Origin of the sequence: Actinocrispum wychmicini (genome assembly GCF_004345645.1) — a bacterium.
GTDB classification, from domain to species: domain Bacteria; phylum Actinomycetota; class Actinomycetes; order Mycobacteriales; family Pseudonocardiaceae; genus Kibdelosporangium; species Kibdelosporangium wychmicini.
Genome location: NZ_SLWS01000011.1, coordinates 249057 through 272996, shown reverse-complemented (window position 1 = coordinate 272996; position 23940 = coordinate 249057). Strand labels below are relative to the sequence as shown.

At 69.0% G+C, this 23940-nt stretch carries 25 protein-coding genes and 1 pseudogene; 16 read left to right on the top strand and 10 right to left on the bottom strand.

The window, feature by feature from the left end; translation table 11 throughout:
• Nucleotides 1-303 precede the first annotated feature (303 nt).
• Nucleotides 304-567: pseudogene (locus EV192_RS56360) on the bottom strand (DUF5685 family protein); the annotation flags it as partial.
• 116 nt (nt 568-683) lie between these two features.
• Between EV192_RS56360 and EV192_RS40690 the strand changes: the two are divergent.
• The 6 genes from EV192_RS40690 to EV192_RS40665 all read left to right on the top strand — a co-directional run bounded on the left by EV192_RS40690 (nt 684) and on the right by EV192_RS40665 (nt 6780).
• On the top strand, nt 684-1265 hold the full coding sequence (locus EV192_RS40690; protein ID WP_243727381.1) for a ribonuclease FAU-1 family protein: 582 nt from the start codon (nt 684-686) through the stop codon (nt 1263-1265).
• Between the two features lie 143 nt (nt 1266-1408).
• Entirely contained in the window at nt 1409-1927 is a 519-nt protein-coding gene (locus tag EV192_RS40685; RefSeq protein ID WP_132124067.1) for a ribonuclease FAU-1 family protein, read from the top strand.
• A 257-nt stretch (nt 1928-2184) separates the two neighbouring features.
• A complete protein-coding gene (locus EV192_RS40680) occupies nt 2185-3492 on the top strand; it encodes a sugar ABC transporter substrate-binding protein (protein ID WP_132124066.1) in 1308 nt (435 codons plus the stop codon).
• The gene (locus tag EV192_RS40675; RefSeq protein WP_132124065.1) at nt 3489-4481 is read left to right on the top strand and encodes a carbohydrate ABC transporter permease; all 993 of its coding nucleotides are present in this window, start codon (nt 3489-3491) and stop codon (nt 4479-4481) included. Before EV192_RS40680 ends, EV192_RS40675 begins: the two co-directional genes overlap by 4 nt.
• Nucleotides 4478-5308 carry a carbohydrate ABC transporter permease gene (locus tag EV192_RS40670; protein WP_132124064.1) on the top strand — a complete coding sequence of 277 codons (831 nt, stop codon included), beginning with the start codon at nt 4478-4480 and terminating at the stop codon, nt 5306-5308. Before EV192_RS40675 ends, EV192_RS40670 begins: the two co-directional genes overlap by 4 nt.
• Nucleotides 5309-5310: 2 nt before the next feature.
• Nucleotides 5311-6780: a glycoside hydrolase family 3 protein gene (locus EV192_RS40665; RefSeq protein WP_243727380.1), complete on the top strand. Its 1470-nt coding sequence runs from the start codon at nt 5311-5313 to the stop codon at nt 6778-6780.
• Here EV192_RS40665 and coaE read toward each other — a convergent pair.
• Complete coding sequence (gene coaE, locus EV192_RS40660; protein ID WP_132124063.1) at nt 6774-7673, bottom strand: dephospho-CoA kinase; 900 nt, start codon at nt 7671-7673, stop codon at nt 6774-6776. The genes EV192_RS40665 and coaE overlap by 7 nt on opposite strands.
• Nucleotides 7674-7760: 87 nt before the next feature.
• Here coaE and EV192_RS40655 point away from each other — a divergent pair, with 87 nt between their 5' ends.
• A complete protein-coding gene (locus EV192_RS40655; protein WP_165960888.1) occupies nt 7761-9575 on the top strand; it encodes a histidine kinase in 1815 nt (604 codons plus the stop codon).
• Here the strand turns inward: EV192_RS40655 and EV192_RS40650 are convergent.
• Nucleotides 9564-10178, bottom strand: a complete 615-nt coding sequence (locus tag EV192_RS40650) for a hypothetical protein (RefSeq protein WP_132124061.1) — start codon at nt 10176-10178, stop codon at nt 9564-9566. The two genes, EV192_RS40655 and EV192_RS40650, sit on opposite strands and share 12 nt — an antisense overlap.
• 119 nt (nt 10179-10297) lie before the next feature.
• A complete protein-coding gene (rpsA, locus tag EV192_RS40645) occupies nt 10298-11791 on the bottom strand; it encodes a 30S ribosomal protein S1 (RefSeq protein ID WP_132124060.1) in 1494 nt (497 codons plus the stop codon).
• 284 nt (nt 11792-12075) lie between these two features.
• Between rpsA and EV192_RS40640 the strand changes: the two genes are divergently transcribed.
• Together EV192_RS40640 and EV192_RS40635 are read left to right on the top strand one after the other, a co-directional pair.
• Nucleotides 12076-12867, top strand: a complete 792-nt coding sequence (locus EV192_RS40640) for a class I SAM-dependent methyltransferase (RefSeq protein WP_341770976.1) — start codon at nt 12076-12078, stop codon at nt 12865-12867.
• Entirely contained in the window at nt 12864-13775 is a 912-nt protein-coding gene (locus EV192_RS40635; RefSeq protein ID WP_243727379.1) for a GNAT family N-acetyltransferase, read from the top strand. Before EV192_RS40640 ends, EV192_RS40635 begins: the two co-directional genes overlap by 4 nt.
• Here the strand turns inward: EV192_RS40635 and EV192_RS40630 are convergent.
• Nucleotides 13675-14280, bottom strand: a complete 606-nt coding sequence (locus EV192_RS40630) for a GNAT family N-acetyltransferase (protein ID WP_207926587.1) — start codon at nt 14278-14280, stop codon at nt 13675-13677. The two genes, EV192_RS40635 and EV192_RS40630, sit on opposite strands and share 101 nt — an antisense overlap.
• 157 nt (nt 14281-14437) lie before the next feature.
• Here EV192_RS40630 and EV192_RS40625 point away from each other — a divergent pair, with 157 nt between their 5' ends.
• Genes EV192_RS40625 through EV192_RS40605 form a run of 5 tightly spaced genes read left to right on the top strand, consistent with a single transcriptional unit; the run spans nt 14438 to nt 19256 of the window.
• Nucleotides 14438-15067, top strand: a complete 630-nt coding sequence (locus EV192_RS40625) for an ATP-binding cassette domain-containing protein (protein WP_243727378.1) — start codon at nt 14438-14440, stop codon at nt 15065-15067.
• The gene (locus EV192_RS40620; RefSeq protein ID WP_132124056.1) at nt 15064-16989 is read left to right on the top strand and encodes a YhgE/Pip domain-containing protein; all 1926 of its coding nucleotides are present in this window, start codon (nt 15064-15066) and stop codon (nt 16987-16989) included. The genes EV192_RS40625 and EV192_RS40620 overlap by 4 nt, the downstream gene beginning before the upstream one ends.
• Nucleotides 16986-17549 (top strand): TetR/AcrR family transcriptional regulator, encoded by a 564-nt coding sequence (locus EV192_RS40615; RefSeq protein ID WP_132124054.1) that lies wholly within the window; start codon nt 16986-16988, stop codon nt 17547-17549. The genes EV192_RS40620 and EV192_RS40615 overlap by 4 nt, the downstream gene beginning before the upstream one ends.
• Nucleotides 17550-17584: 35 nt before the next feature.
• A complete protein-coding gene (locus EV192_RS40610) occupies nt 17585-18070 on the top strand; it encodes an RNA polymerase sigma factor (protein WP_132124052.1) in 486 nt (161 codons plus the stop codon).
• The gene (locus EV192_RS40605) at nt 18063-19256 is read left to right on the top strand and encodes a sialidase family protein (RefSeq protein ID WP_132124050.1); all 1194 of its coding nucleotides are present in this window, start codon (nt 18063-18065) and stop codon (nt 19254-19256) included. The genes EV192_RS40610 and EV192_RS40605 overlap by 8 nt, the downstream gene beginning before the upstream one ends.
• A gap of 46 nt (nt 19257-19302) precedes the next feature.
• Here EV192_RS40605 and EV192_RS40600 read toward each other — a convergent pair whose 3' ends face one another.
• Nucleotides 19303-19836: a Rossmann-fold NAD(P)-binding domain-containing protein gene (locus EV192_RS40600; RefSeq protein WP_132124048.1), complete on the bottom strand. Its 534-nt coding sequence runs from the start codon at nt 19834-19836 to the stop codon at nt 19303-19305.
• 49 nt (nt 19837-19885) lie between these two features.
• Between EV192_RS40600 and bluB the strand changes: the two genes are divergently transcribed.
• A complete protein-coding gene (gene bluB / locus EV192_RS40595) occupies nt 19886-20512 on the top strand; it encodes a 5,6-dimethylbenzimidazole synthase (RefSeq protein ID WP_243727377.1) in 627 nt (208 codons plus the stop codon).
• Here the strand turns inward: bluB and EV192_RS40590 are convergent.
• Together EV192_RS40590 and EV192_RS40585 are read right to left on the bottom strand one after the other, a co-directional pair.
• Nucleotides 20502-21314 (bottom strand): ABC transporter permease, encoded by an 813-nt coding sequence (locus EV192_RS40590; RefSeq protein ID WP_243727376.1) that lies wholly within the window; start codon nt 21312-21314, stop codon nt 20502-20504. The two genes, bluB and EV192_RS40590, sit on opposite strands and share 11 nt — an antisense overlap.
• Nucleotides 21311-22255 carry an ATP-binding cassette domain-containing protein gene (locus tag EV192_RS40585; protein WP_132124044.1) on the bottom strand — a complete coding sequence of 315 codons (945 nt, stop codon included), beginning with the start codon at nt 22253-22255 and terminating at the stop codon, nt 21311-21313. Before EV192_RS40585 ends, EV192_RS40590 begins: the two co-directional genes overlap by 4 nt.
• Nucleotides 22256-22326: 71 nt before the next feature.
• Here EV192_RS40585 and EV192_RS40580 point away from each other — a divergent pair, with 71 nt between their 5' ends.
• Entirely contained in the window at nt 22327-23100 is a 774-nt protein-coding gene (locus tag EV192_RS40580; RefSeq protein WP_132124042.1) for a TetR/AcrR family transcriptional regulator, read from the top strand.
• Nucleotides 23101-23107: 7 nt separating this feature from the next.
• Here the strand turns inward: EV192_RS40580 and EV192_RS40575 are convergent, their stop codons facing one another.
• Both EV192_RS40575 and EV192_RS40570 read right to left on the bottom strand, forming a co-directional pair.
• Nucleotides 23108-23488, bottom strand: coding sequence for a VOC family protein (locus tag EV192_RS40575; RefSeq protein ID WP_132124040.1), 381 nt, complete (start codon nt 23486-23488; stop codon nt 23108-23110).
• A 35-nt stretch (nt 23489-23523) separates the two neighbouring features.
• A complete protein-coding gene (locus EV192_RS40570; RefSeq protein ID WP_132124037.1) occupies nt 23524-23922 on the bottom strand; it encodes a helix-turn-helix domain-containing protein in 399 nt (132 codons plus the stop codon).
• Between the last annotated feature and the right edge of the window lie 18 nt (nt 23923-23940).

Genomic DNA, 23940 nt, shown 5'->3' with positions numbered 1-23940 from the left:
ACGGCACGTCACATCGGTTGACACCGACCCAGAAATGTCGACCGAACTGGCGTGCGACGGCGGGCCACGGCGGCCTCATCCAACGGCCAGAACCGGTTGCTGTACAACGGAAATCGCACCGGCGGACAGCGGACGCGATCGCCGTCCAGCCGCACGGGTGGCGGCCCGGTAGCCGGCTTCGGCCTGGGTGAACAGGGCGTGGCAGGGCTCGGTACGGAATCAGGTCATGGCGGGTGGCCAGGGCGAGGACCGCGGCGCCGATCGCGCCACGTGTCGGCCCCGTCCGGCGGTCGCGCGGGACTGGATGGAGGCGCCGTCACCCTGTGCGACCGAGGCCGTCCGCATCCCTCGAAGGGGGCACGGACCCGCCGTCCGCCTGGTGCCGACCGCCTCGGACTGGGCTTCGACGAGCGCGGCGACCACCAGTCCGTCGTAATTCGTCACGGTTCGCGCGAACTGGCCGTGATCGTCCCGTAATGCCAGGCAGAGCCCACAGAGGTGAGCCAGCCACGAGGTTCGCAGCCGCGGCGAAAGGCGATGGCGGCATGGTCGGATGATCCCGAACACGAATTCCTCCCCCGGACAAGACTGGCGAGATCCTACCGGGGATATCACCCGTTCGGACGCAGAAACCCCCTCTACGGAGGGCGGTGCTGATCGTCGCGGGTAGGCACCATGGCCTCGTGACCTCCGACTTCGCCGCGCCGCTCGCCGCCACCGGTGCAAGCCTCGACGCCGTGCACATCCACCCGCCGAAAGTCGAGCTGTTCGACGTGGCGGCCATGGTGAACACCGATCCCAAGGGAATCCGGCGCGCGGTCGACGAATACCGGGTCGAGGACTTCGGGTTGTACATGGCCCGGCCGATGCACGGGCATCCACAGCTCGCGTACATCGAATCGTGGCTGTTGCCGGATCTCGGGCTGCGGGTGTCGCGGTGGCGGCCGCGGCCGGGCCGCAAGCGCGAGGACTACTACATCGACCTGGTCGACATCGACCGCGACTTCGGCAGCCGGACCGGCACGTCGGTGTGGCGGATGGTGGACGCGTACCTGGACATCCTGGTGTTCACCCGCGACCGGCTGGAGGTGCTCGACACCAACGAGCTGCTGGCGGCGCTGGAGTGCGGCCTGATCGCCGCGGGAACCGCGCAACGGGCCTTCGAACGGACCTACCGTACCGTCGAGGGCATCACGCGGCACGGCTACGACGTGGACGCCTGGCTGCGCGAATCCGGTGTTCAACTGGTGTGGCGGCAGCGCTAGCGAACACTATTTGATCTTGTCAACCGCCATCTGGGGCAACCCGTCACCGCTTACGGATCGATACCCATTCGAACACAAGCCGTGATGTAACGAATCAACCCGGGTGATCACGGACAGCACCGTTCCGACTACCCTCGGGCCGCGTGGGAACGGCCATCACGCCGCAACTTGTGGACATCGTCGACACGATCTCCTCGGTGCGCAGCTACTCATCGGGTACCACCCGGCGCCTCCGGATCTGCCAGGAGGAACGCTGGGGTCTCCGGGTGGAATGCCCCACTCCGGAGGACCCTTTCTTCGACTCCGAGGTCACCTGGCTGCTGCCGGAGATCAACCTACGCCTGACCCATCAACGCCCACGGTCACGGCACGCGCGCGTCGGCCCCAGCGTGCTCACCGCGGTCCGCGTCCAGCGCGACGGCAGCGCGTGGCGCACCACGGACCTGCTGCTCGGCCTGTCGTCCACCGCCGGCACCGCCGCCCGGATCGTGCGCTCGGAGGAGTTCGCCGCCGCGGTGGCCGGCCGGATCCTGCGGACCGGCGACGCCGATCTGGCACTGAGGACCGTCCATAAGACTCTTGAAGAGCTGAGCTACCACCGGCACGATCTGGGAGCGTGGCTCACCGGGCGGCACATCTTCGAAGTCTGGCCGCCGTATTAGGCCGTGCCTCCGGTCACAACTTGGCGAATGATTTACCCGAAACCCCCGCGAGTGGACGATCACTCACGGGGGTTTTGCGTTTGTCTGGCCCGATTACGCACCGGAAAAGGCCGGTGACCCTTCGCGAGGTGCTGTTTTACAACGACTTGGCCACCGGCTTGACACCGGGTGTGGTCCGGACCACGCTGCTCTGCATTGGTCTACACCATTTGTGGCTCACGCCCGGCTTGGTGGCCGGGCTCGAAAGGACGGCACGAGTGAAGCGCTGGATCACGCTGGCGGCGGGTGCCGCCGCCATCACCCTCGCGACCGCGGGCTGCGCCGGCTCCAGCGGCTCAGGGGGATCACCATCAAGCAACGCGCCCGCGAACCAGCCGGCGGCCATCACAGGGGACGTGACGGTCTGGCTGATGACAGGGTCGGCGCCGGACTCGCTGACGTCGGCGCTGAACAAGGAGTTCGAGGACAAGCACCCTGGGACCCACGTCAAGTACGAGATCCAGCAGTGGAACGGGATCCAGCAGAAACTGACCACCGCGCTGGCCAGCCAGGCACCGCCGGACGTGATCGAGATCGGCAACACCCAGACGCCGCAGTTCGCGTCCCAGGGCGTGCTGGCCGACCTGTCGAACGACGTGAACGACATGAACGGCTCGCAGTGGCTGAAGGGCCTCAAGGACTCCGGCACGTTCGACGGCAAGCAGTACGGTGTGCCGTTCTACGCCGCCAACCGTGAGGTGCTCTACCGCAAGGACATGTTCCAGCAGGCCGGCATCTCCGCGCCGCCCACCTCGAACGACGAGTGGCTGGCCGACATCGACAAGCTGAAGGCCAAGTTCGGCAGCGACCCGGACTTCCAGCCGCTGTACATGCCCGGCCAGAACTGGTACGCGCTGCTGTCGTTCATCTGGGACAACGGCGGCGACATCGCCAAGGGCAGCGGCGCCAAGTTCACCGCGACCCTGGACAGCGCCGAGGCCAAGGCCGGCCTGGCGTTCTACAAGAAGCTCGTTGACTCCTCCGGCACCAAGGCGCCCAAGGACAACGACGAGGCCACCCCGCAGCAGGCCGGTATCTACGCCGGCGGCAAGGTCGCGATGTTCATCGGCGTGCCCGGTGAGGTCGCCACGGCCGCCAAGACCGACCCGACGATCAAGGACAAGACCGGCGCGTTCCCGATCCCCGGCAAGACCGCGGGCAAGAGCGCACCCGTGTTCCTCGGTGGCTCGAACCTGGCCATCCCGGTGAACGCCAAGAACCAGGCCGCGGCCAAGGAGTACCTGAAGCTGCTGTCCAGCACCAAGTACCAGACCCAGCTGGCCCAGGGCGGCTTCGTGCCGGGCACGTCGACCGACGTCAGCGCGCTCGACTCGGACCCGTACGCCAGCGTGATGGCGAAGGCCTCCACCAACGGCCGCGCGGTCCCGGCCAGCCCGAAGTGGGGTGACGTCGAGTCCGGCCAGAACCCGCTGAAGGACATGCTGACCGCGTACCTGACCGGAAAGAAGACGGCCGACCAGGCGACCGCGGATGCGAACGCGGCGCTGAACAAGCTCCTGGGATGACCACGACGCAAGGCGTCGCGGCGATGCCGGCGGGGACCACCCCGCCGGCATCGCCGCGTGTCACACCCCGGCGCGGGCGACGCAAGGGTCTCCGGGTGGGTGACCTGACGTTGCCGTACCTGTTGATGGCACCGGCCCTGGCGCTGGTGCTGGTGCTGTTGGGCTGGCCGACCATCCAGTTGCTGTTCATCAGCCTGCGCAAGCTCGACCTGAGCGAGCTGGTGACCGGCAAGATGGTGTGGGTCGGCTTCGACAACTACAGTGCCGCGCTCGCCGATCCGGAGTTCTGGACGATCACCGTCCGCACGCTGGTCTTCACCGCGTCCGTCGTGGGCGGCACGGTTGTCGGCGGCCTGCTGATCGCGCTGCTGATGCGGCACGTCAACCCGGTGATCCGGGTCTTCCTGCAGGTCACGCTGGTGCTGGCGTGGGCGGTGCCGATCATCGCGGCCACCACCATCTTTCAGTGGATCTTCGACCAGCAGTACGGGATTCTCAACAAGACGCTGGACCGGCTCGGCTTCCACTCGTTCATCGGCTTCTCGTGGTTCTCCAGCGGGACGAGCACGCTGGTGGTGATCGGGTTGATCATCGTCTGGCAGGCCGTGCCGTTCGTGACGTTCGCGCTGTACGCCGGGCTGCTCGGCGTGCCGCGGGAGCAGTACGAGGCGGCCGGCATCGACGGGGCCAGCGGGTGGCAGGCTTTCCGGGCGGTCAGCTGGCCGGCCCTGCGGCCGATCGTGACCATGGTGACGTTCCTGTCGGTGATCTGGGACTTCCAGGTCTTCGCCCAGGTGTGGGCGGTCAAGCAGGGCGGCCCGGACGGGGAGAGCACCACCTTGCCGATCCTGCTCTACCTCAAGGGCATCGCCAGCAGCCACTTCGGCGCCGCGTCGGCCATCGCCGCGTTGATGCTGGTCATCCTCGTCGCCGTGACGGCCCGGTACATCCAGCTGCTGGTACGCGCACGAGAGGCGGACCTGGCATGAGGAAATCGTTGTCGCAACGGATCACGCTCAGTGTGGTCGGTGTGATCGTGGCGGTGTTGTTCGGGTTCCCGACCTACTGGCTGATCACCACGTCGTTCAAGACCCCGGGCCAGGTGCTGTCGCCGGCGTACGACCTGATCCCGACCTCGGCGACGCTGGACAACTTCGTCTCGGCGATCACCAAGCCCGGGTTCGTCACGTACATGACCAACAGCCTGATCGTCACGCTCGGTTCGGTGCTGTGCGCGCTGGTCGCCGGCCTGCTGGCCGCGGTTCCGTTGGCCCGCATGCGGTTCCGTGGCCGCAGAGGGTTCCTGCTGCTGGTGCTGATCGCGCAACTGGCGCCGCTGCCGGCCCTGTTCCTGCCGATGTTCCTGCTGATGCGGGACGCCGGACTGCTGAACACGTTGCCGGCGCTGCTGGCGGTGTACACGGCGTCGACGTTGCCGTTCACCACGTGGATGCTCTACGGGTTCGTCAACGGGATCCCGATCGAGCTGGAAGAGGCCGCGATGATCGACGGCTGCGGCCGGTGGGGCGCGTTCCGCCGGGTCACGCTGCCGCTGCTCGGGCCGGGCCTGGTGGCCACTTCGGTGTTCGGCTTCATCACCGCGTGGAACGAGTTCCTGTACGCCTTGGTGCTCATGAAGGACCAGGGCAAGCAGACGCTGCCGGTGTGGCTGTCCACGTTCCGCACGGCGTTCTCCGTCGACTGGGGCGGGATCATGGCCGCGTCGGTCATCTACGCCGTGCCCGCGCTGGTGTTCTTCCTGATCGTGCAACGAAAGCTCGTGTCCGGCCTCACGTCCGGCGCCGTGAAGGGGTAGCAGTGTCCTCTTGGGAACTACTGGCCGAGTCCGTCATGCTGCCAGGATTCGGCGGCACGTCCGCGCCCGAGTGGTTGCGACGCAGGATAGGCGAGGGACTCGGCGGGGTGGTCCTGTTCGGCCGCAACGTGATCGACGACGAGCAGATCCACTCGCTGACCACACAGCTGCGTTCCGAACGCGCGGACGTGATCATCGGGATCGACGAGGAGGGTGGCGACGTCACCCGGCTCGACGTCGCCACCGGCTCGTTCGTGCCCGGACCGCTCGCCCTGGGCGCGGCCGGCGACACCTCGCTGACCACCCAGGTCGCGGCCGCGCTGGGCGAACGGCTGGCGGCGTGCGGGATCACCCTCGACCTGGCGCCGTGCGCGGACCTGACCCTGACGCCGGACGACCCGATCATCGGCGTCCGGGCGTTCGGCTCGGATCCCGAGTCCGTCGCCGAGCAGGTCGCGGCGTACGTGACGGGCATGCAAAGGTTCGGCGTCGCGGCGTGCGCCAAGCACTTCCCAGGGCACGGCGCGGCCACGGAGGACTCGCACCTGAGCCTGCCGGTGCTGCCCCGGACCGAGGCGGAGCTGCGGGCGATCGAGCTGGTGCCGTTCATCGCCGCCATCAAGGCCGGCGTGCGGACGATCATGTCCGGGCACCTGGTCGTCCAGGACTGGGGCCAGGACCCGGTGACGTTGAACCACAAGGCGCTCACCGACGTGCTGCGGGGTGAGTTGGGCTTCACCGGCGCGGTGATCACCGACGCGCTGGAGATGGGTGCGGTGTCCGGCGAGTTCGGCCGGCACGACGGCATGGCCGCCGCCGCGGTGAAGGCCCTCGCGGCCGGCGCGGACGTGCTGTGCATGGGTGGCGCCGCGTTCGAAGCCGACGTACTCGACGCGGTCAGCGCGGGCATTGTCGCGGCGGTCAAGTCCGGCGCGTTGTCCGAGGAACGTCTGGCCGAGGCGTCCCAACGAGCATTCGAACTGCGCACCCCACCGGTGTCCACACCGGTCGTCCCGGTGGACTTCGAACTGGGCCTGTCCGTGGCCCGCAAGGCACTCCGGGTGGCCGGCGAGCCACGGCTGGACGGCCCGCCGCTGGTGGTGGACGTGGTGACCGACCCGACCATCGCCGCCGGCAACGTCAAGTGGGGCCTCGGCCCACACCTGACCGAACTGGTGCCGGGCACGCGTCCGCTGCGCGTGGCCCCGACCGAAGTGGACACGGTTCTGGCCGCCGCCAAGGAGTTCCGGCAGGTCGTCCTGGTCACCCGGGAGGCACACCGGTATCCGGCGGTGCGAGCCCTGTTGTCCGCTGTGGACGGTCTGGACGTGATCCGGGTGGAGACCGGGGTGCCCGGCCCGGACCTCGGCCCGAACCCGCGGATCGACACCTTCAGCGGCTCCTATGTGAGCCTACGGGCCGCCGCCGAACTGCTGGCGATGACGACATCCCTGGTGAGCGGCGGTCACTGACGGAGGTAGATGGTCGCCGGGCGGCCCGGGTCGGCGGAGTGATGCACTCCGTCGCCACCCGGGAAGCCCGCGGCGGACAGTTCCTCCGCGACCTTCTCCGCGTTGTCGCCGACCGTGACCTCCACCTCGATCACGTCCTGGGCGGGCACTCCGTCGGCGGTCGGGCCGACGTGCGTCGCCGGCAGGCCTGTCACCAGGGTGATCCGGGCGATCAGCCGGGCCGCCTGCCGCGGCCAGGTCGGATCCGGGCCGGTCGTCCGCGGGTCGACCACCGCCGGCCTGCGCAGCCGCACGTTGGCCTCGAACGGCACCAGCCGGTCCGCCCACAAACTGTCGGCCACCCTGAGGATCTCGTCCGTTGTGCTTGAGTTGTCCAGCCACACGTCCGCGACCGTGCGACGCTGCTCCTCGGTCGCCTGAGCGGCGATGCGGGCGCGTGCGTCCTCTTCGGACATTCCACGCGTGGAAGTCAGGCGGTGCACGCGTTTCTCCACGTCCGCGTCCACGATGACCACGAGGTGGTACATGGGCGCGTAGTTCTTCTCCACGAGCAACGGCACATCGTGCACGACGACCGCGTCGTCAGCCGCGCCCTGCAGCAACTCCGCGGTCCGCATGCCGACCAGGGGATGCACGATGTTGTTGAGCCGTTCGCGTTGTTCGGCGTCGTTGAAGACCACGGCCGCCAGCTTCGGGCGATCCAGCGACCCGTCCGCCGCGAGGATGCCCGCACCGAACGCCTCGACCAGCTGCCCGAGGCCCGGCGTGCCGGGTTCGACGACCTCCCGGGCCAGCTTGTCGGCGTCGATCAGGACCGCGCCGTGCTCGGCCAGGCGGCCCGCGACCGTGGACTTGCCCGACCCGATACCACCGGTGAGACCGACCCTCAGCATGTCCTGATCGTAGGTGGGGCTAGGCCCACCCCGTTCTTGGGCTTTCCGGCAATGCGCCGGACCGGACGATGCGGTCAGACTGGGCCCATGATCCGGGCCGCCAAGACCGCAGCACTGTCCGTGCTGGGCCTGCTGGTGGCCGTGGCCCACGTCGTGACGTTCTATCTCTGCCTGTGGGGGCTGGTTTTCCTGGTCCCGTGGACACTGCGGGCGGGACGCTGGGTGGCGACCCGGCGGCGGCTGCTCGCCGGCATCCCCCTGCCGTACCAGCCGGAACCACCGCCGCCGGAGCCCGACGAGGACGGCCTGTACCGCTTCTACGACCGCCTGTACAAGAAGCCGAAGCCACCGGAGCGGTACATCTGGCTCCTTGAGGACCGGGCCACCTGGCGTGACCTGGTCTTTCTCGCGCTCGACCCACTGGGCCTGCTGGTGTTCCCGCTGCACGCCCGCTGGGCCCGGCTGCTGCTTCGGCCGCCTCAGCGGACCACCCCGGTGGGTTTCATGGCCCGGCTCGACCCGTGGTCACACTGCGTGTCGGCCTTCGGGTTGTCGCTGCTGAGCCCGCTGATGCTGGTGTTCTCCCCTTTCCGGCCGGCACGGGTGCTCGCCGACCTGCGGCGGCGGCTGGTCGGCCAGTGGACCGGCGTCCCGGTGCCGCGGCCCTACATCGGCCCGGTGCTTCGGGACCGGGCCACGTGGCGGGACGTGGCGTTCCTGGCCCTGGACCCGCTCGTCGGGCTCGTCTCGGTCGGCGTGCCAGCGCTGGTGATGATCTACGCGTGCTGGGGCCTGGCGTTCGCGGTGCCGTTGCAGATGCTGACGTCCGAGAACTGGGGCAACGGCTGGTACGGCGAGTTCGCGGGCTCGCAGGTGCTGGGCGCGATCATGGCGATCGTGCTGGCGTGGCTGGCGCTGCTGGTCGCGCCGGCCTGCGAACGCGCGAACGCCCGTTGGGTCCGCGCCCTGCTGGCCCCGACGAAGAGCGCTCAGCTCGCCCTGCGGGTCCAGGAACTCACCGCGACCCGCGCGGCGGCCACCGACACGTTGACGTCCGAGCTGCACCGGATCGAACGGGACCTGCACGACGGCGCCCAGGCCCGGCTCGTGGCCATGGGCCTCGGCCTTGGCGCGGTGGAACGCCTCATCGACGACGACCCCACCGCCGCCAAAGCGATCCTCGCCAAGGTCCAGGACAACTCGGCCAAGGCGCTCGTCGAGCTGCGCGCCCTGGTCCGCGGGATCCACCCACCCGTGCTGGCCGAACGCGGCCTGGCCGACGCCGTCCGGGCACTGGCCCTGGACACCCCGATGCCGGTGCGGGTCGACATCGACCTCCCCCACAGGCTCGCCGCGCCCATCGAGTCCGCCGCCTACTTCGCCATCAACGCCGCACTCACCGACAAGCGGCACCCCACCGGCAGCGGGACCGCCACCCAGCCGCCCCTCAGCAGCGGAATCGCCACCCAGCCACCCGCCAGCCGGCTGCCGGCACCCGCCGGCAGCCGGGCCACCACCCAGCCATCCACCACCCAGCCACCCGGCACCCAGCCATCCACCGGCAGCAAGGCCGCCACGCAGCCACCCAACAGCAGGGCCGCCACACCGCCGCCCGACAAAGGTGGCACGCACTCACCCGAAAGCAGCGGGGGTTCCGCCGCGCCGCGCACATTCCATCCTCGCGAACGCTCAACGTCGACGACTAGTTCCTTACCGTCACCGAGCGAGGCCAATATCAGGGTGCGCCTGCGCGAGAACACCTTGGAGATCACGATATCGGGGACTCAAAAAACCGCGCCAGATGACCCAGGACTTGACAAAATCGTACGGCGTCTGAGTGCCTTCGACGGGACGGTGACCGTCACTGCGGCCGGGCTGCGGATGACGTTGTCAGTGCGGTGACAGGGCCCGGTCGGCGATCTTGCCGAGGACGGACGGGGCTTGGGCCTCCGGGACGAGATCGAGTTGGGCGATCACTACCACCGTGGTGGCTTTGTAGGTGGCCACCAGGGTGGCGATCTTCTTGCCGACCATGAGTTTGCCTTTGTCCGCGCCGACTTGGACGTCGCTGACCTTCGCCCCGGCCTGTTTCTCGCCGTCCACGGTGGAGGAGACGCGTTTGTTCGCGGCGTCCGCGTCGGTGTAGCTGGCCAGGCCGACCGCGACGGGTGCGTCCGGTAGTTGCTGGCCTTCGGTGAGGCCGTAGTAGCAGTCGATCCGGGCGGTTCGGCCGATCTTGGTGTCCGGGGTGCCGTTGACCAGCTTGGTGGTGCCGTTCATGGCCCGGCCCACCGCGCTGGCGACCTCCTCCGGGGTGGCGATCGCGCCGCAGCCGGTGGGCAGCGCACCGACGATCCTGGCGGCCGGGGACGAAGACGCCTGGGGCGGTTTGAACGACGGAACCGGCACGACGAGCGGTGGCGGCTCGTTCTTCGTCCCGCATCCCGCCAGAGCGGCGACCACCACCAGCGCGGCCAACGCGCTGGACCATTGCTTGGCACTCACAAGGTCAAGACCGTAGTCCCCCTGATGGGTGAATGGCGCGCCTATCCCAGAAAAAGTAACGAACCGACAACGCAAGGCCCCCGCGCGGTTCGCGCGGGGGCCTTGTGATCAGCTGAAACTCAGACGCCGCCGGAGAGCTTCTCCCGCAGCGCGGCCAACTGCTCGTCGCTGGCCAGGGTGCCGCCGCTCTTCGCCTGCGTCTCGCCACCGGCCGAGTAGCTCTGCTCGCCACCGGCGGGGGCTTCGGCGCCTTCGACCGCAGCGGCCGCGTCGGCCTCGGCGGCCTTGCGGATCTGCGTCATGTGCTGCTCGTAGCGGGCGTGCGCCTCGGCGTACTGGCGCTCCCACTCCTCGCGCTGCTTGTCGAAGCCTTCCTGCCATTCCTCGGTGGTCGGGTCGAAGCCCTCGGGGTAGATGTAGTTCCCCTCGGAGTCGTACTCGGCCGCCATGCCGTACTGGGTCGGGTCGAACTCGGAGTCCGGCGTGAAGCCCTCGTTCGCCTGCTTGAGCGACAGCGAGATCCGCCGGCGCTCCAGGTCGATGTCGATGACCTTGACCATGACGTCGTTGCCGACCTGCACGACCTGCTCGGGGATCTCCACGTGCCGCTCGGCCAGCTCGGAGATGTGCACCAGGCCTTCGATGCCCTCGTCCACCCGGACGAACGCGCCGAACGGAACCAGCTTGGTGACCTTGCCCGGGACGATCTGGCCGATCGCGTGGGTCCGGGCGAACTGGCGCCACGGGTCCTCCTGCGTCGCCTTCAGCGACAGCGAGACCCGCTCGCGGTCCATGTCCACGTCGAGCACCTCGACGGTGACCTCCTGGCCGACCTCGACCACCTCGGACGGGTGGTCGATGTGCTTCCAGGACAGCTCGGAGACGTGCACCAGGCCGTCCACGCCGCCGAGGTCGACGAAGGCGCCGAAGTTGACGATCGAGGACACGACGCCCTTGCGGACCTGGCCCTTCTGCAGCTGGTTGAGGAACTCGCTGCGGACCTCGGACTGCGTCTGCTCCAGCCAGGCACGGCGGGACAGGACCACGTTGTTGCGGTTCTTGTCCAGCTCGATGATCTTGGCCTCGAGCTCGCGGCCGACGTACGGCTGCAGGTCGCGCACCCGGCGCATCTCGACCAGCGACGCGGGCAGGAAGCCGCGCAGGCCGATGTCCAGGATCAGACCACCCTTGACCACCTCGATGACGGTGCCCTTGACGGGCTCGTCGGCCTCCTTGAGGCCCTCGATCGTGCCCCACGCCCGCTCGTACTGCGCGCGCTTCTTGGACAGGATCAGGCGACCTTCCTTGTCCTCCTTCTGGAGAACAAGCGCCTCGACCTCGTCGCCGACCTTGACGACCTCGTTCGGGTCGACGTCGTGCTTGATCGAGAGCTCGCGCGAGGGGATCACGCCCTCGGTCTTGTAGCCGATGTCGAGAAGAACCTCGTCACGGTCGACCTTGACGATGACGCCTTCGACGATATCGCCGTCGTTGAAGTACTTGATCGTCGCGTCGATCGCGGCGAGGAAGTCCTCCGCCGTCCCGACGTCGTTGATAGCGACCTGCTGCTTCGGCGCGCTGGCAGCCGGGACAATGGTGGTGTCGGTGGACATTAGGTGGGTTGCTCCGGTACGGATTGGGGTTGTTGGGTGTGCGGTTCGTGCGCGCGGCTCAACGGCGTGCGCCCTGTCTTGAGTGATCATGCACAGGGTTCAACAACCAGACGCGCAACCCGATTCCCAGATTCCCTGACCTGAACAGCAGGCAGCGCGAAATTCACCGCGCGGGCGGTATCGTACGCGCCCGCGCGATCGTCGGGCAAACCGGATGCCCGGAAGGAGCAGGCGTGGAGACCCACAACGACCGATACGCCGGAGCCCAAACTACCCTCGGAACGGTGGGGCCCGCACGGCGACGCGTCGACGCCGCGGAGTCCGTGGCCGCCAACATCGCGTGGTGGGACGCGGACGCCGACGACTACCTAGCCGACCATGGCCCCACCCTTGGCGACGCGGATTTCCTCTGGTGCCCCGAGGGCCTGCGGGAACAGGATCTCGGGCTGCTCGGACCCGTCGCCGGGAAGGACGTCCTTGAGGTCGGCTGCGGCTCGGCGCCGTGCGCCCGCTGGCTGGTCTCGCAGGGCGCCCGGGTGGCCGCGGTCGACCTGTCCGCGGGCATGTTGCGGCACGCGGCCCGACTGAACAGTGTGACCGGTATCACCCCGTTGTTGATCAGGGCGAACGCCGAACAGTTGCCGTTCGGGTCGTCGAGCTTCGACGTCGCGTGTTCGGCGTTCGGCGCGGTGCCGTTCGTGGCCGACGTCCGGCCTGTGTTCGACGAGGTGTTCCGGGTGCTGCGGCCGGGCGGCCGGTGGGTGTTCGCGGTGACTCACCCGATCAGGTGGATTTTCCCGGACGACCCGGGGCCGGCCGGGCTCCAGGTGATCACGTCGTACTTCGACCGCACCCCGTATGTGGAGGTGGACGCGTCCGGCCGAGCCACGTACGTCGAACATCACCGGACCCTCGGCGACTACATACGCGCGCTGACCGGCTCGGGCTTCGTGCTGGCGGACCTGATCGAGCCGGAGTGGCCCGAGGGGTACGAGCGGGAATGGGGTCAGTGGAGCCCGTTGCGGGGCGAACTGTTCCCGGGTACCGCCATCTTCTGCTGCCGGAGGGCCGGGTGAGGTTCACCGACGGCCTGGTCGACGCGCAGACCGCGTGGTTCGCGCGGCTCGACCCGATGCTGCCCGCGGCGGTGCACCCGCCGGACGGCGACGTGATCACGGCGGCCCTGCCCTCCGGCGAACGGGCCGCGGGCGTGGTCGTGGCGTCCACCCTGTCCCCGGAGTCGACCCCGAGCCTGTGGTCGGCGCTGCGGGTCTGGGAACTGCACCCGCTTGTCGGCGCGGCCGGGATGCCCGAACTGCTCACCCAGTGGCAGCTGATGATGTCCCGGCGCTCCCCCGGCGCCGACTCGTCCTGCCTGGTCACCTGGCCCAGCCGGGACGCGCGGGCCACCCAGGCCTTCCTCGCCCACGGCCTGGTCCCACTGTCCACACTGGCCATCAGGACCGGGCCGCCGGTGCTGTCGCCGGGCGCGCTGACCGTCCGCCGGGCCCGCACCACCGACATGGAGGTGGCGCTGGCCCTGGCGACGGCCGAACTGGAGTACTCGGCCCAGGTCGGCGGAACAGTGTTGCGGGCGGGCTCCCGCCGGATCAAGGAAGCGGCCCTGGGCCGGCACATCGCCCAGGGTGACCCCGTGTTCCTGGCCGAACGGGACGGCATCGCGGTGGCGCTGGCCGAATGCTGGTTCAGCGACTCGACCGCCGGCAGCTGGTCGGAGACGCGGCTCCCGCACGGCCGCTGGGGCTACGTCAACAGCCTCTCGGTGACGCCGGACGCCCGCGGCACCGGAGTCGGCCGCGAACTGATGTCCGTGGTGCACCAGGAACTCGCCCGAGCCGGCGCGGAGCGCACGTTCCTCTACTTCAATCCGCCGAACCCGTTGTCGACGGTGTTCTGGGCCCGGCAGGGTTATCGTCCACTGTGGACAATATGGGAGACCCGTCCGGCGTCGGCCCTGCGTTAGTTCCGGGGTGGGCCACCTCATCCAGTCGCCGGTTCCATGCCAGTGGCTTTCCCGTTGCCGACAGCTCCTTGGCCAGCCAGTGGCCAACGTACTTGTCGTCATTGAACGGCTCGACGTCGACGTACCCGCACTTGGCGTACAACGCGCGCGCTTCGACCAGGTCGTCGCGCACGTCGAGGCGCATGGTCCGGCAGTCGTGGGCCAAAGCGATCCTCTCGACGGCGGCCATCATGGCTGACGCGACGCCTCGGCCGCGGGCTTCCGGCCGCACGTACACCCGTTTCACTTCGGCGAACGGCACGGCTAGCCGTAGGCCGACGCACCCGAGGACGGTGTCGTTGTCGCGGGCGAGCAGGAGCAGCAGGTCTTCGCTGGGTTCGTCGACCAGGGTCTCCTCGATCTCCCGCCGGGTCGCGGGGCGGCCTCGGTAGCGGGCGATGATGTCGGCGTAGTACTCGCGCAGCATGGGCTCGGCCTCGGCCACCGCGGTCTCGACAATGTCCACGGTGTGATCGTCACGACCCGGTCAACCGGGTTTCTGCGCCACGGATCACACCGTTTCAACTTGCCCACGGCCCTCGTCCGGCGCAGTATTTGTACTGACCAGTCAGTTCAAAGAGAGGCCGGCGAGCACGGTGGAGATTCGAGCCGAACGAGTCGGCGTGGACGGACCGCACGGTCCGTTGCTGCGCCCGACGTCGTTGCGCGTCCGCGGCGGCGAGCTCGCGCTCGTCACCGGTGAGCCGGGCGCCGGCCACACCTCGCTCGCCCTCGCCATGGGCGGCCGGATCCGGCCGTCCCACGGAGCCGTCACGCTCGACGGCCGCGGCGACGACGCCGCCCTGCGCAAGCACGTCGCCCTCGTCGACTCGCCCGAGGTGAACGAACCCGAGGACGGCCTGCAGCTACGGGACGCCGTTGCCGAGGAACTGATGCACGCGGGCGTGCGCGCCAGCCGTAAACGCGCCGAGCAATGGCTGATGAGCCAGGGCGCCGGCGGTTACGCACGGGAGCGTGTTGAGAACGTACCCGCGGATGTCCGGACCCGCCTGTTGATCGAGCTCGCGGCCGGCCGGCCGGAGGTGTGGGCGTTGATGATCGACTTGCCCGACCGGCACACGAGCAACCACACCACCTGGTGGCCGGTGGCCCGCCGGCAGGCCGAACGCGGACTGGCCGTGGTCGTGCTGTGTGAGCCGCCCGCCGCGCAGGCCCTGCCCATCTCCCCCGCCCTGCTCGGCAGCGACGACCAGCCGAGCCCGTTGACCGTGTTCCCCGGAGACCCCCAGTGACCGCGTTTCGCTTGGCCCGCAACGAACTTCGCCGCATCACCGCGGGCAGGCTCCCCAGGCTCGCCGTGATCGCGCTGGTGCTCGTGCCGCTGCTGTACGGCTCGCTGTACCTGTTCGCCAACCACGACCCGTACAGCAGGCTGTCCACCATTCCCGCCGCGCTCGTCATGCAGGACCAGGGCGCGCCGGACCAGGAGAACGCGGGCGAGAAGGTCGCCGCGAACCTGGCGAAGTCCGGTGCGTTCCAGTGGCACCGGGTCGACGCGCGGGACGCCGACGCCGGCGTGCGCAGCGGTGAGTACTCGTTCTCGATGACGATCCCGTCGGACTTCACCGCCGCGTTGACCTCCAGCGGTGAGTTCAAGCCACGCCAGGGCCTGATCACGGTCAGCACCAACGACGCGAACAACTACCTGGTCGGCACGATCGCGGACAAGGTCGTCGGCGAGGTGCGCAAGTCGGTCGCGGCCGAGGTCGGCACGACCGCGGCGGACAAGTTCCTGGTCGGTTTCAACACGATCTTCACCAAGACACAGGACGCGGCGAACGGCGCGACCCAGCTCGCCGACGGCGCCGCGCAGGCCCGGGACGGCGCCGCGCAACTCAGTGCCGGCCAGCGCAAGCTCGCTGACGGCGCGGTCCAGCTGGCGGCCGGCACCAAGGAGCTGAACACCGGCCTGAACACGTTGCGGGACAAGACGAAGGACCTGCCCGCCGGAACGGCGAAGCTCGCCGACGGCGCCGCACAGGTCGCCGCGGGCGACGCGCAGATCGCCGCGACCGGTCAGAAGGTCGCGGACGTCGCCAACCGGTTCGTCGGTGACCTGGACAAGCTCAACGGCGACATCGCGACCAGGCTGCGGGCGGCCGGGTTCACCGAGGACCAGGTCCAGCAGGTGATGACCGCGCTCGGCCAGGCGCGGCAGCCGATCGACGACGCCAACGGCAAGGTGCAGGCCGTGTCCGCGCAGCTCAACAAGCTCGCCGACGGCGCCAAGCAGGTCGCGGACGGCGCACAGCAGCTCGCCACGCAGACCCCGGCCCTGGCGAACGGCATCAGCCAGGCCGCCACCGGCGCCGGCAAGCTCACCGACGGCGCCGCGCAGCTCTCCGCGGGCGAGCAGACCGCGGTCGACGGCACCACGAAGCTCGCCGACGGCACGGCCAAGCTCGCCGACGGTTCGGCCCAGCTGCGCGACGGCCTCAACCAGGGCCTCGGCCAGATCCCGCACACCGACGACCCGACCAGGGACGCGACCGCCAGGACCATCGGCGACCCGGTCGCGATCAACACCGTCGGCGACGTCCGTGCGGGCAGCTACGGCGGCGGCCTGGCCCCGTTCTTCCTCGGCCTGGCCACGTGGATCGGCGCGTTCGTGCTGTTCCTGCTGCTCAAGCCGCTGTCCAACCGGGCGCTGGCGGCCGGCCACAGCCCGCTGCGGGTCGCCGTCGGCGGCTGGCTGCCGGCCGCCGGCCTCGGCCTGGCGCAGGTCGTGCTGCTGTTCACCGTGGTGACGACGGTCGTCGGGATCAACGCGCACAACTGGATCGCCGCGCTGGCGTTCCTGGCGTTCGCGTCGCTGACGTTCACCGCGATCCTGCACGCGCTCAACAGCTTCTTCGGCGCGGTCGGCAAGTTCCTCGGCCTGGTCCTGCTGATCCTGCAGCTGATCAGCTCGGGCGGCACGTTCCCGTGGCAGACCCTGCCGGACGTGCTGTACCCGCTGCACTCCGTGCTGCCCATGGGTTACGTGGTCGACGGCATGCGCCACCTGCTCTACGGTGGTTCGGTGTCGACCGTCTGGAAGGACCTGCTGGTGCTGGCGGCATACCTGGTCGGCGGGCTCGCGGTGTCCACAGTGGCCGCCGCACGGCAACGGGTGTGGACGCCGGCGCGGCTCAAGCCGGAGCTGGTGTTGTGAGCCCGCGAACCCAAGCCACGAAACAGAAACTGTTCGACGCGACGCTGCGCCTGGCGGGCGCCAAGGGCATGGTCGGGCTGACCGTCGACGAGATCGCGGCCTCGGCCGGCGTCGCCAAGGGCACGGTTTACTACAACTTCGGCTCCAAGGACGGGCTGGTCGACGCCCTGCTGCGGTACGGCGTCGACCTGCTGGCCACGCGGCTGCACTCGGCCGACGAGGTGGAGGACCTGGTCGACGAGTGCCTCGGCTTCTTCGCCGACTATCCCGCGTTCGCCCAGCTGCTGGTCAGCGAGCTGTGGCGGACACCGGGCCAGTGGCACGGCACGTTGACACTGTTGCGGGACGACATCATCTCGATCATCAAGCAGCACGTGCAGCGCCTGGCGGACGCCGACCGGCTGCCGTCGGGAGTGCAGGTCAGCACGGCCTCGGCGGCCTTGTTCGGCACGTTGCTCGTGGTCGCCCTGGACTGGCAGGTCTTCCAACCCCAACGGACCCGCGCTGAAGTGCGGGAATCCGTGATGATGCTGGTGCGAGGACTCGGCCCGAACTCGTAGGGAACCTGTGGAGCCACTCGTGCCTCTTGTATGTCGTGACGGACGAGTGGTTCGCGGAGCTGTACGAGGGGTGCTACCGCCATATCGTGGTCACCGCGTACGGGCTGACGGGCGACCTGGGGGACGCCGAGGAGATCGCGCAGGAGACCTTCGCGATCGCCTACAGCCGACGCCGCCGGGTGCGTGCCACGGACAATCCGAGGGGCTGGTTGCACACCGTGGCGGTGCACCTCGCGAAGCGCCGCCGCCGACGGCGGATGACGCTGGATCGGTTGCTGCGTAAGGAAATTCCGCCACCGCCGGTCTGGGTCGGGGAACACACCGAGCTGCACGCGGCCATCCGTGGCCTGTCCGTCGACCACAGGGCGGTCGTGGTGCTGCACTACCTGGCGGACCTGCCGGTTGACGAAGTCGCTTCGGTGCTGGGGATCGCTGTCGGCACCGTGAAGTCACGTCTGTCGCGGGCTCGTACCGCCCTCGCCGAGAAGCTCGCCATCGACCGCGAGGTGGAGAATGCCTGACCTGGACACCCAATTCACCAGCCTGCGCCGCGCGTTGTCGGAGTCGACGCGTCAGCCGGACATGCGGGATGTGATCGAACGCGCCCGCCGCCGCACGGCGCGGCGACGCACCCAGCTGGTCACGGTCGTGCTGGTGGCCCTGGTCGCGATCGCGGTTCCGTTGCTGCGCAAGACATCGGACTCGGCACCCGCAGTGGGTCCGACGATCGACGCGGTCGTGCCGCCGGTGAATTCCCCGCCGTTCTTCAGTTTCTACGACAGCACGCACGGTGTCGCGATGTGGTCAAGCTGCGGGGGATGCGCCAACGACGTGCTGCAGACCACTGAGGATGGCCGGACCTGGCAGACAAAGCGGCTGCCGAGCGGGCGGTCGATCGAAGCGACCGGCTCCCTCTGGGCGCTAGGTCCACGTTCTCTGCTCTTCATCACGGGCGGCCTCCCGCAAAAGCGTTGGTTCAGCAAGGACGACGGCACGACCTGGCAGGAGGTCCCGGCCGAGTCGCAGGGCACGATCCCGGCGATCCCACCGGGCGGAATCCTGGCGTACGGGTGCTATCAAGTCACGAAGGAAACGTGTCCGCAGCGTGTCCAGGTGATCCGGCCGGACTCCGGCACGGTCGCCACGTTGGCCGGCCAGCCGCCGTTCCGGGTGGCGACGACGCAGCAGTTCGCGGACGCCGCCGGCACGTGGTGGGTCAACGGCGTGGACGACGCCGGCATATGGATGGTCGCCTCCAGCCGGGACAACGGCCGCAGCTGGCAGACCGGCAAGCTCGACATGGCCTTGCCGGACCTGAGCCTGCCGTACCTGACGACCGGTCCGGACGCCGTGTACGCCACGCTGATCGACCAGGGCTCCATCGACCCGACGCTGCTCGCGGTCTTCCGCAGCACCGACGGCGGGCGGACGTGGGAGCACACCTGGCGTGGGCCGGGCGACGCCCAACCCCAGATCGTCCTGCACCCCCCGGTGGTCCAGGACGGGAAGCTGACGTACGTGTCCAGCGGCGTGACCTACGTCAGCGATGACGGCGGGAAATCCTTCCACAAGTCCGACATCGAGCCACGCGGTTCAGTCCTGATCAGGGACGGCTATCTCCGGTACCCGATCTTCCAGGACACCCTGGACGACGGGTTCCCCTACGAACTTCCGAACGGCGTGCGCGGGCGGATCCCGCGTCCCTGAGCCAGGGCAGGCCGCGCCAAGGGGGTGGGCGCGGCCTGCCCAACCCTTAGTGCAGGGCTGTCCAAGGGCGGAATTCCCCTACTTGGTGCACCTCGCGCTGCCGGCCGTCCAACGCCCGGCGCACCGCCGCGAGCACGCCGTCCACGGTTTCCTTGTGGGTCAGCCATCTCGTCCGGCCGCCGTGCCGCAGGAAACCCAGCACCACCTGCTGGGTCGGATGCTCGGAGAGCACCGGGTCCGGGCAGCCGCGGACCGGGTTGGCCGACGCGCTGCCGTGCACCTCGACGACGGGGGCGTCCTCGGCCAGCAGTGGGCTGACCGCGCGCAGGACGGGCAACCGGAAACTGCCGTGCACCCAGGCGACCAACAGATCGGCCGGGCCGCCGAGCGCGATGTGGGAACGTTCCGCGAGGGTGTCGGGTTCGGACCAGTCCGCCTGCACCCAGATCGCGTTGTGGGTCTCCGTGGGTTTGTGGCGGCTCGGGGACACCACCAGCCAGCCGTCGTCCACCAGGGCGTCGACGCATCCGGCGAGCATGCCGGTACCACCGAGCACCAGCGCACGTTGTTGGGGCGGCATCGCCTCAGGTTACCGAGCGGTTGCGATTCCGCAAGGTAGCGTTCGGAATGTGGATCTCTACGAAGTGATCAAGCGTCGCCGGGATGTGCGGGCGGAGTTCACCGGGGCGGAAGTGGACCCCGAGGTGCTGCGCCGCGTGCTGGCGGCGGCGCACGCGGCGCCAAGCGTGGGCTTGAGTCAGCCATGGGACTTCGTGGTGGTGCGCGACGACGTGACGCGCCGGGCGTTCCGCAAGCACGTCGCCGAACAACGCGAGGTGTTCGCCGCGGAGTTGAGCGGGGAACGGGCCGAGACGTTCGCGCGGATCAAGATCGAGGGGATCTTGGAGTCCTCGCTGTCGATCGTCGTGACGTACGACCCGGCCCGTGCGGCGCCCGCCGTGCTCGGCCGGCACACGATCGCGGAAACCGGCCTGTACTCGGTGTGCCTGGCGATCCAGAACCTGTGGCTGGCGGCCACCGCCGAGGGTTGGGGCGTCGGCTGGGTGAGCTTCTACGAAGAGGACTTCCTGCGGGACCTGTTGGACATTCCGCCGGCCGTACGACCGGTGGCGTGGCTCTGTGTGGGACCGGTCCAACGGCTGCAGGACACGCCCGACCTGGAACGTCGTGGCTGGCGCACCCGGCTGCCGCTGGACTCGGTCGTCCACTATGAGAGTTATCAGGTCATCCGCTGATCCGCCGGTACCGTCGGACCGACAACGGCAGGAAGATCGCGATCAGCACCGCCGGCCACAGCACGGCCAGCAGCACCGGATGCTGTGCCGCCCACGAATCCCCTGTCAGGCCAGGGTTTCCGAACAGGTAGCGGGCCGCGCCGACAGTCGCCGACAACGGGTTCCACTCCGCGATCGCGCCGAGCCAGCCCGGCATCAGCGTGGGCGCGACGAACGTGCTCGCCAGCATCGTGACCGGGAACAGCAGGCCCCAGACCAGGCCGCCGGCCTCCGGGCTGGGCAGGACCAGTCCGATGTAGATGCCGAGCCAGACCACCGCGAACCGCAGCCACAGCAACAGAACCACGGCCACGAGCACGTCCCCGAACCCGCCGCGCCACTGCCAGCCGACGACCAGGCCGCACCCGATCAGCACGATCAGCTCGAGCGTCGAGTTGAGGATGTCCGCGAGACTGCGGCCGACCACCACGCCGGACCGGGACATCGGCATGGCCCGGAACCGGTTGCTGACCCCCTTCGACTTGTCGTTCAGCACCGCCGTCATGGTGGTGGCGATGCCGAAGACCATGGTCTGGCCGAACATGCCGGGCAGCAGGAACTCGCGGTAGTCACCGCCGCCGGGCACCGCCATCGCGCTGCCGAACACGTACCCGAACAGCACCACGGACACGATCGGGAAGATCAGGCCGGCGACGATCATGCCGGGTTGCCGCTTCCAGTGCGTCAGGGTCCGGACGGTCAGCACCCACGCGTCCGTCGCCGTCCACCGGAGTCGTTGCCCGGCCGTCTGGGGGATGATCACGATGCCGCCTTGTGTCCGGTGAGGTTCAGGAACACCTCGTCGAGAGTGGGTTGCCGCAGACCGATGTCCGCCACGTCGATGCCCGCGTCCTCCAGGACGCGCAGCACGTCGGTCAAGGCGGCGATCCGGTCGCGGACCGGCGCGGAGATCCGCCGGGTGTCCGGCTCGACCTGGGCGTCGGCCGCCGTGGCGCGCGCGACCAGGTCGGCGGCTTTCGGCAGGTCGTCGATGTTGGGCACGACCAGGCTGACCTGGTCGCCGCCGATCTTCGACTTCAGCTCGTCCGGGGTGCCCTCGGCGATCACCCGGCCGCTGTCGATCACCGCGATCTGGTCGGCGAGCTGGTCCGCCTCGTCGAGATACTGCGTGGTCAGCAGCACGGTCGTGCCGTCGGCGACGAGCGTGCGCAGCGCCTGCCAGACCTCGTTGCGGTTGCCGGGATCCAGGCCGGTCGTGGGCTCGTCGAGGAACAGCACCCGCGGCGCGAGGATCAGGCTGGCCGCCAGGTCGAGCCGTCGCCGCATGCCGCCGGAGTACTGCTTGACCGGTTTGCCCGCCGCGTCCGTCAGGCCGAACTGGTCCAGCAGCTCACCGGCCCGCCGCCGGGCGGCCTTCGCGGTCAGGCGGTAGAGCCGGCCGAACATCACCAGGTTGTCCCAGCCGGTGAGGATCTCGTCGACGGCGGCTTCCTGGCCGTTCACCCCGATCCGGTAGCGCACCTCGGCGGCCTGCCTGACCACGTCGAACCCGGCCACCTCGGCGCGTCCGGCGTCGAACCGCAGCAACGTGGTCAGCGCGCGCACCGCGGTCGTCTTGCCCGCACCGTTCGGCCCGAGCAGCCCGCACACGGTTCCCTCTAACACTGTTAGAGAGAAGCCGTCCAAGGCGTTCATCCGGCCGTATCGCTTCCGCATGCCCTCGGCGAGCACTGCCGCCGTCATCGCCACCTCCAAAACTGGGTACACTGTACGAAGTAGTGAGTACACTGTACCCAATTCTAGAATGAACGCAAATGACTAGCGAATACAGCGGCGCCGGCGACGTCACCCGCAGCATGGCGTTGCTGTGGGGCAAGGGCGAACGCCCCAGCAGAGGCCCGAAACCCAGCCTGACCGTCGAGCGGATCGCGCAGGCCGCGATCGAACTCGCCGACGCCGAGGGCATCACCGGGCTGTCCATGCGGCACGTGGCGACCAAACTCAACGTCGGCACGATGTCGCTCTACCGGTACGTGCCCAGCAAGGCCGAACTGATCGACGTCATGCTCGACCGCGTCTACGGCGAGAACCTCGATCAGCCCGACCCGGATGATGGCTGGCGCAAGGGCCTGGAACGGATCGCCCGCGGCCAGTGGGCCATGTACCTCCGGCACAACTGGCTGCTGCAGGTGTCGTCCGGCCGGCCGCTGCTGGGCCCGAACTCGCTGAAGGGCTTCGAGTCCTCGTTGCGGCTGCTGGCCGGCCTCGGGCTGACCGACGTGGACCGGGTCAACGTGATCGGCCTGGTGAGCAACTACGTGTCCGGCACCGCCCGGACCGCGATCGAGGCGGCCATGGTCGCCCAGCAGACCGGCATCTCGGACGAACAGTTCTGGTCGGCGCAGGGGCCGATCCTGTCCGAAGTGCTGTACGGCGGCGACTACCCGGAAGTGGCCGCGCTCGGCGGGGAGATCTACGGCGAAGTCGCCGACACCGCGTTCGACTTCGGCCTGGACCGCCTGCTCGACGGCATCGAACTCGTCATCAGGAGAAAGGCTTGCTCGGATCCCACGGACGCGGCTCGGTGAGGCTGAATCAGCTGCCCGAATCGTCCCGGAACACGGCCTCCACGCCATAAGGACGTTCGGCGGGCTCCTGCGTGAAGACCACCCCGCGGCCGGAGAACTCCTCGAACGTCTTACGGCAGTCGTCGGTCTGGAAGACCGCGCCGCCGATCGCGCCCTTCGCCAGCAGCTCCCGCATCTGCTTCTCGGTCTGCGGGTCGTGCGCCGGCTGCCCCGGCTCCATCAGGATCAACTCGATGTCCGGCTGTTCCGCCGGACCGACCGTGAGCCAGCTGTACTGCTCGGTCTTCATCTCCTGGCGGACCTCGAACCCGAGCTTCTCGGTGTAGAACGTCTTCGCGGCGGCCTGGTCGAGAACCCAGATGGTGGTGTGGGTGAGTCGTGTGATCATGCCGGGAACGCTAATCGGACACCGGGGACTCCGCCTTATCCGAAATTGACCGGCCTTGTCCACGTCATCAGGAAGCACCCGGGGATCGGAGCGGACGTCGGGTGCTGGGCCCGGTACGCGGTCGGCGTCATCCCGACGATCTCGGTGAACCGCCGGCTGAACGTGCCCAGGCTGGTGAACCCGACCAGCACGCAGATCTCGGTGACGGTCAGGTTGGCCGACCGCAGGAGGTCCTTGGCGCGTTCGATCCGGCGCGTCGTGAGGTAACGGCCCGGGGTCTCGCCGTACGCGGCACGGAACGAGCGGACCAGGTGGTGCCGGGAGCAGTTGGCCGACCTGGCCAGGTCTTCGAGCATGAGCGGGGCCGCGTAGTCCCGGTCCATCAGGTCTTTCGCTCGGCGCAGGTGCACTACGCCCGGGACTTTCCCGCTCATTCGCCGACCCTTCCGGTT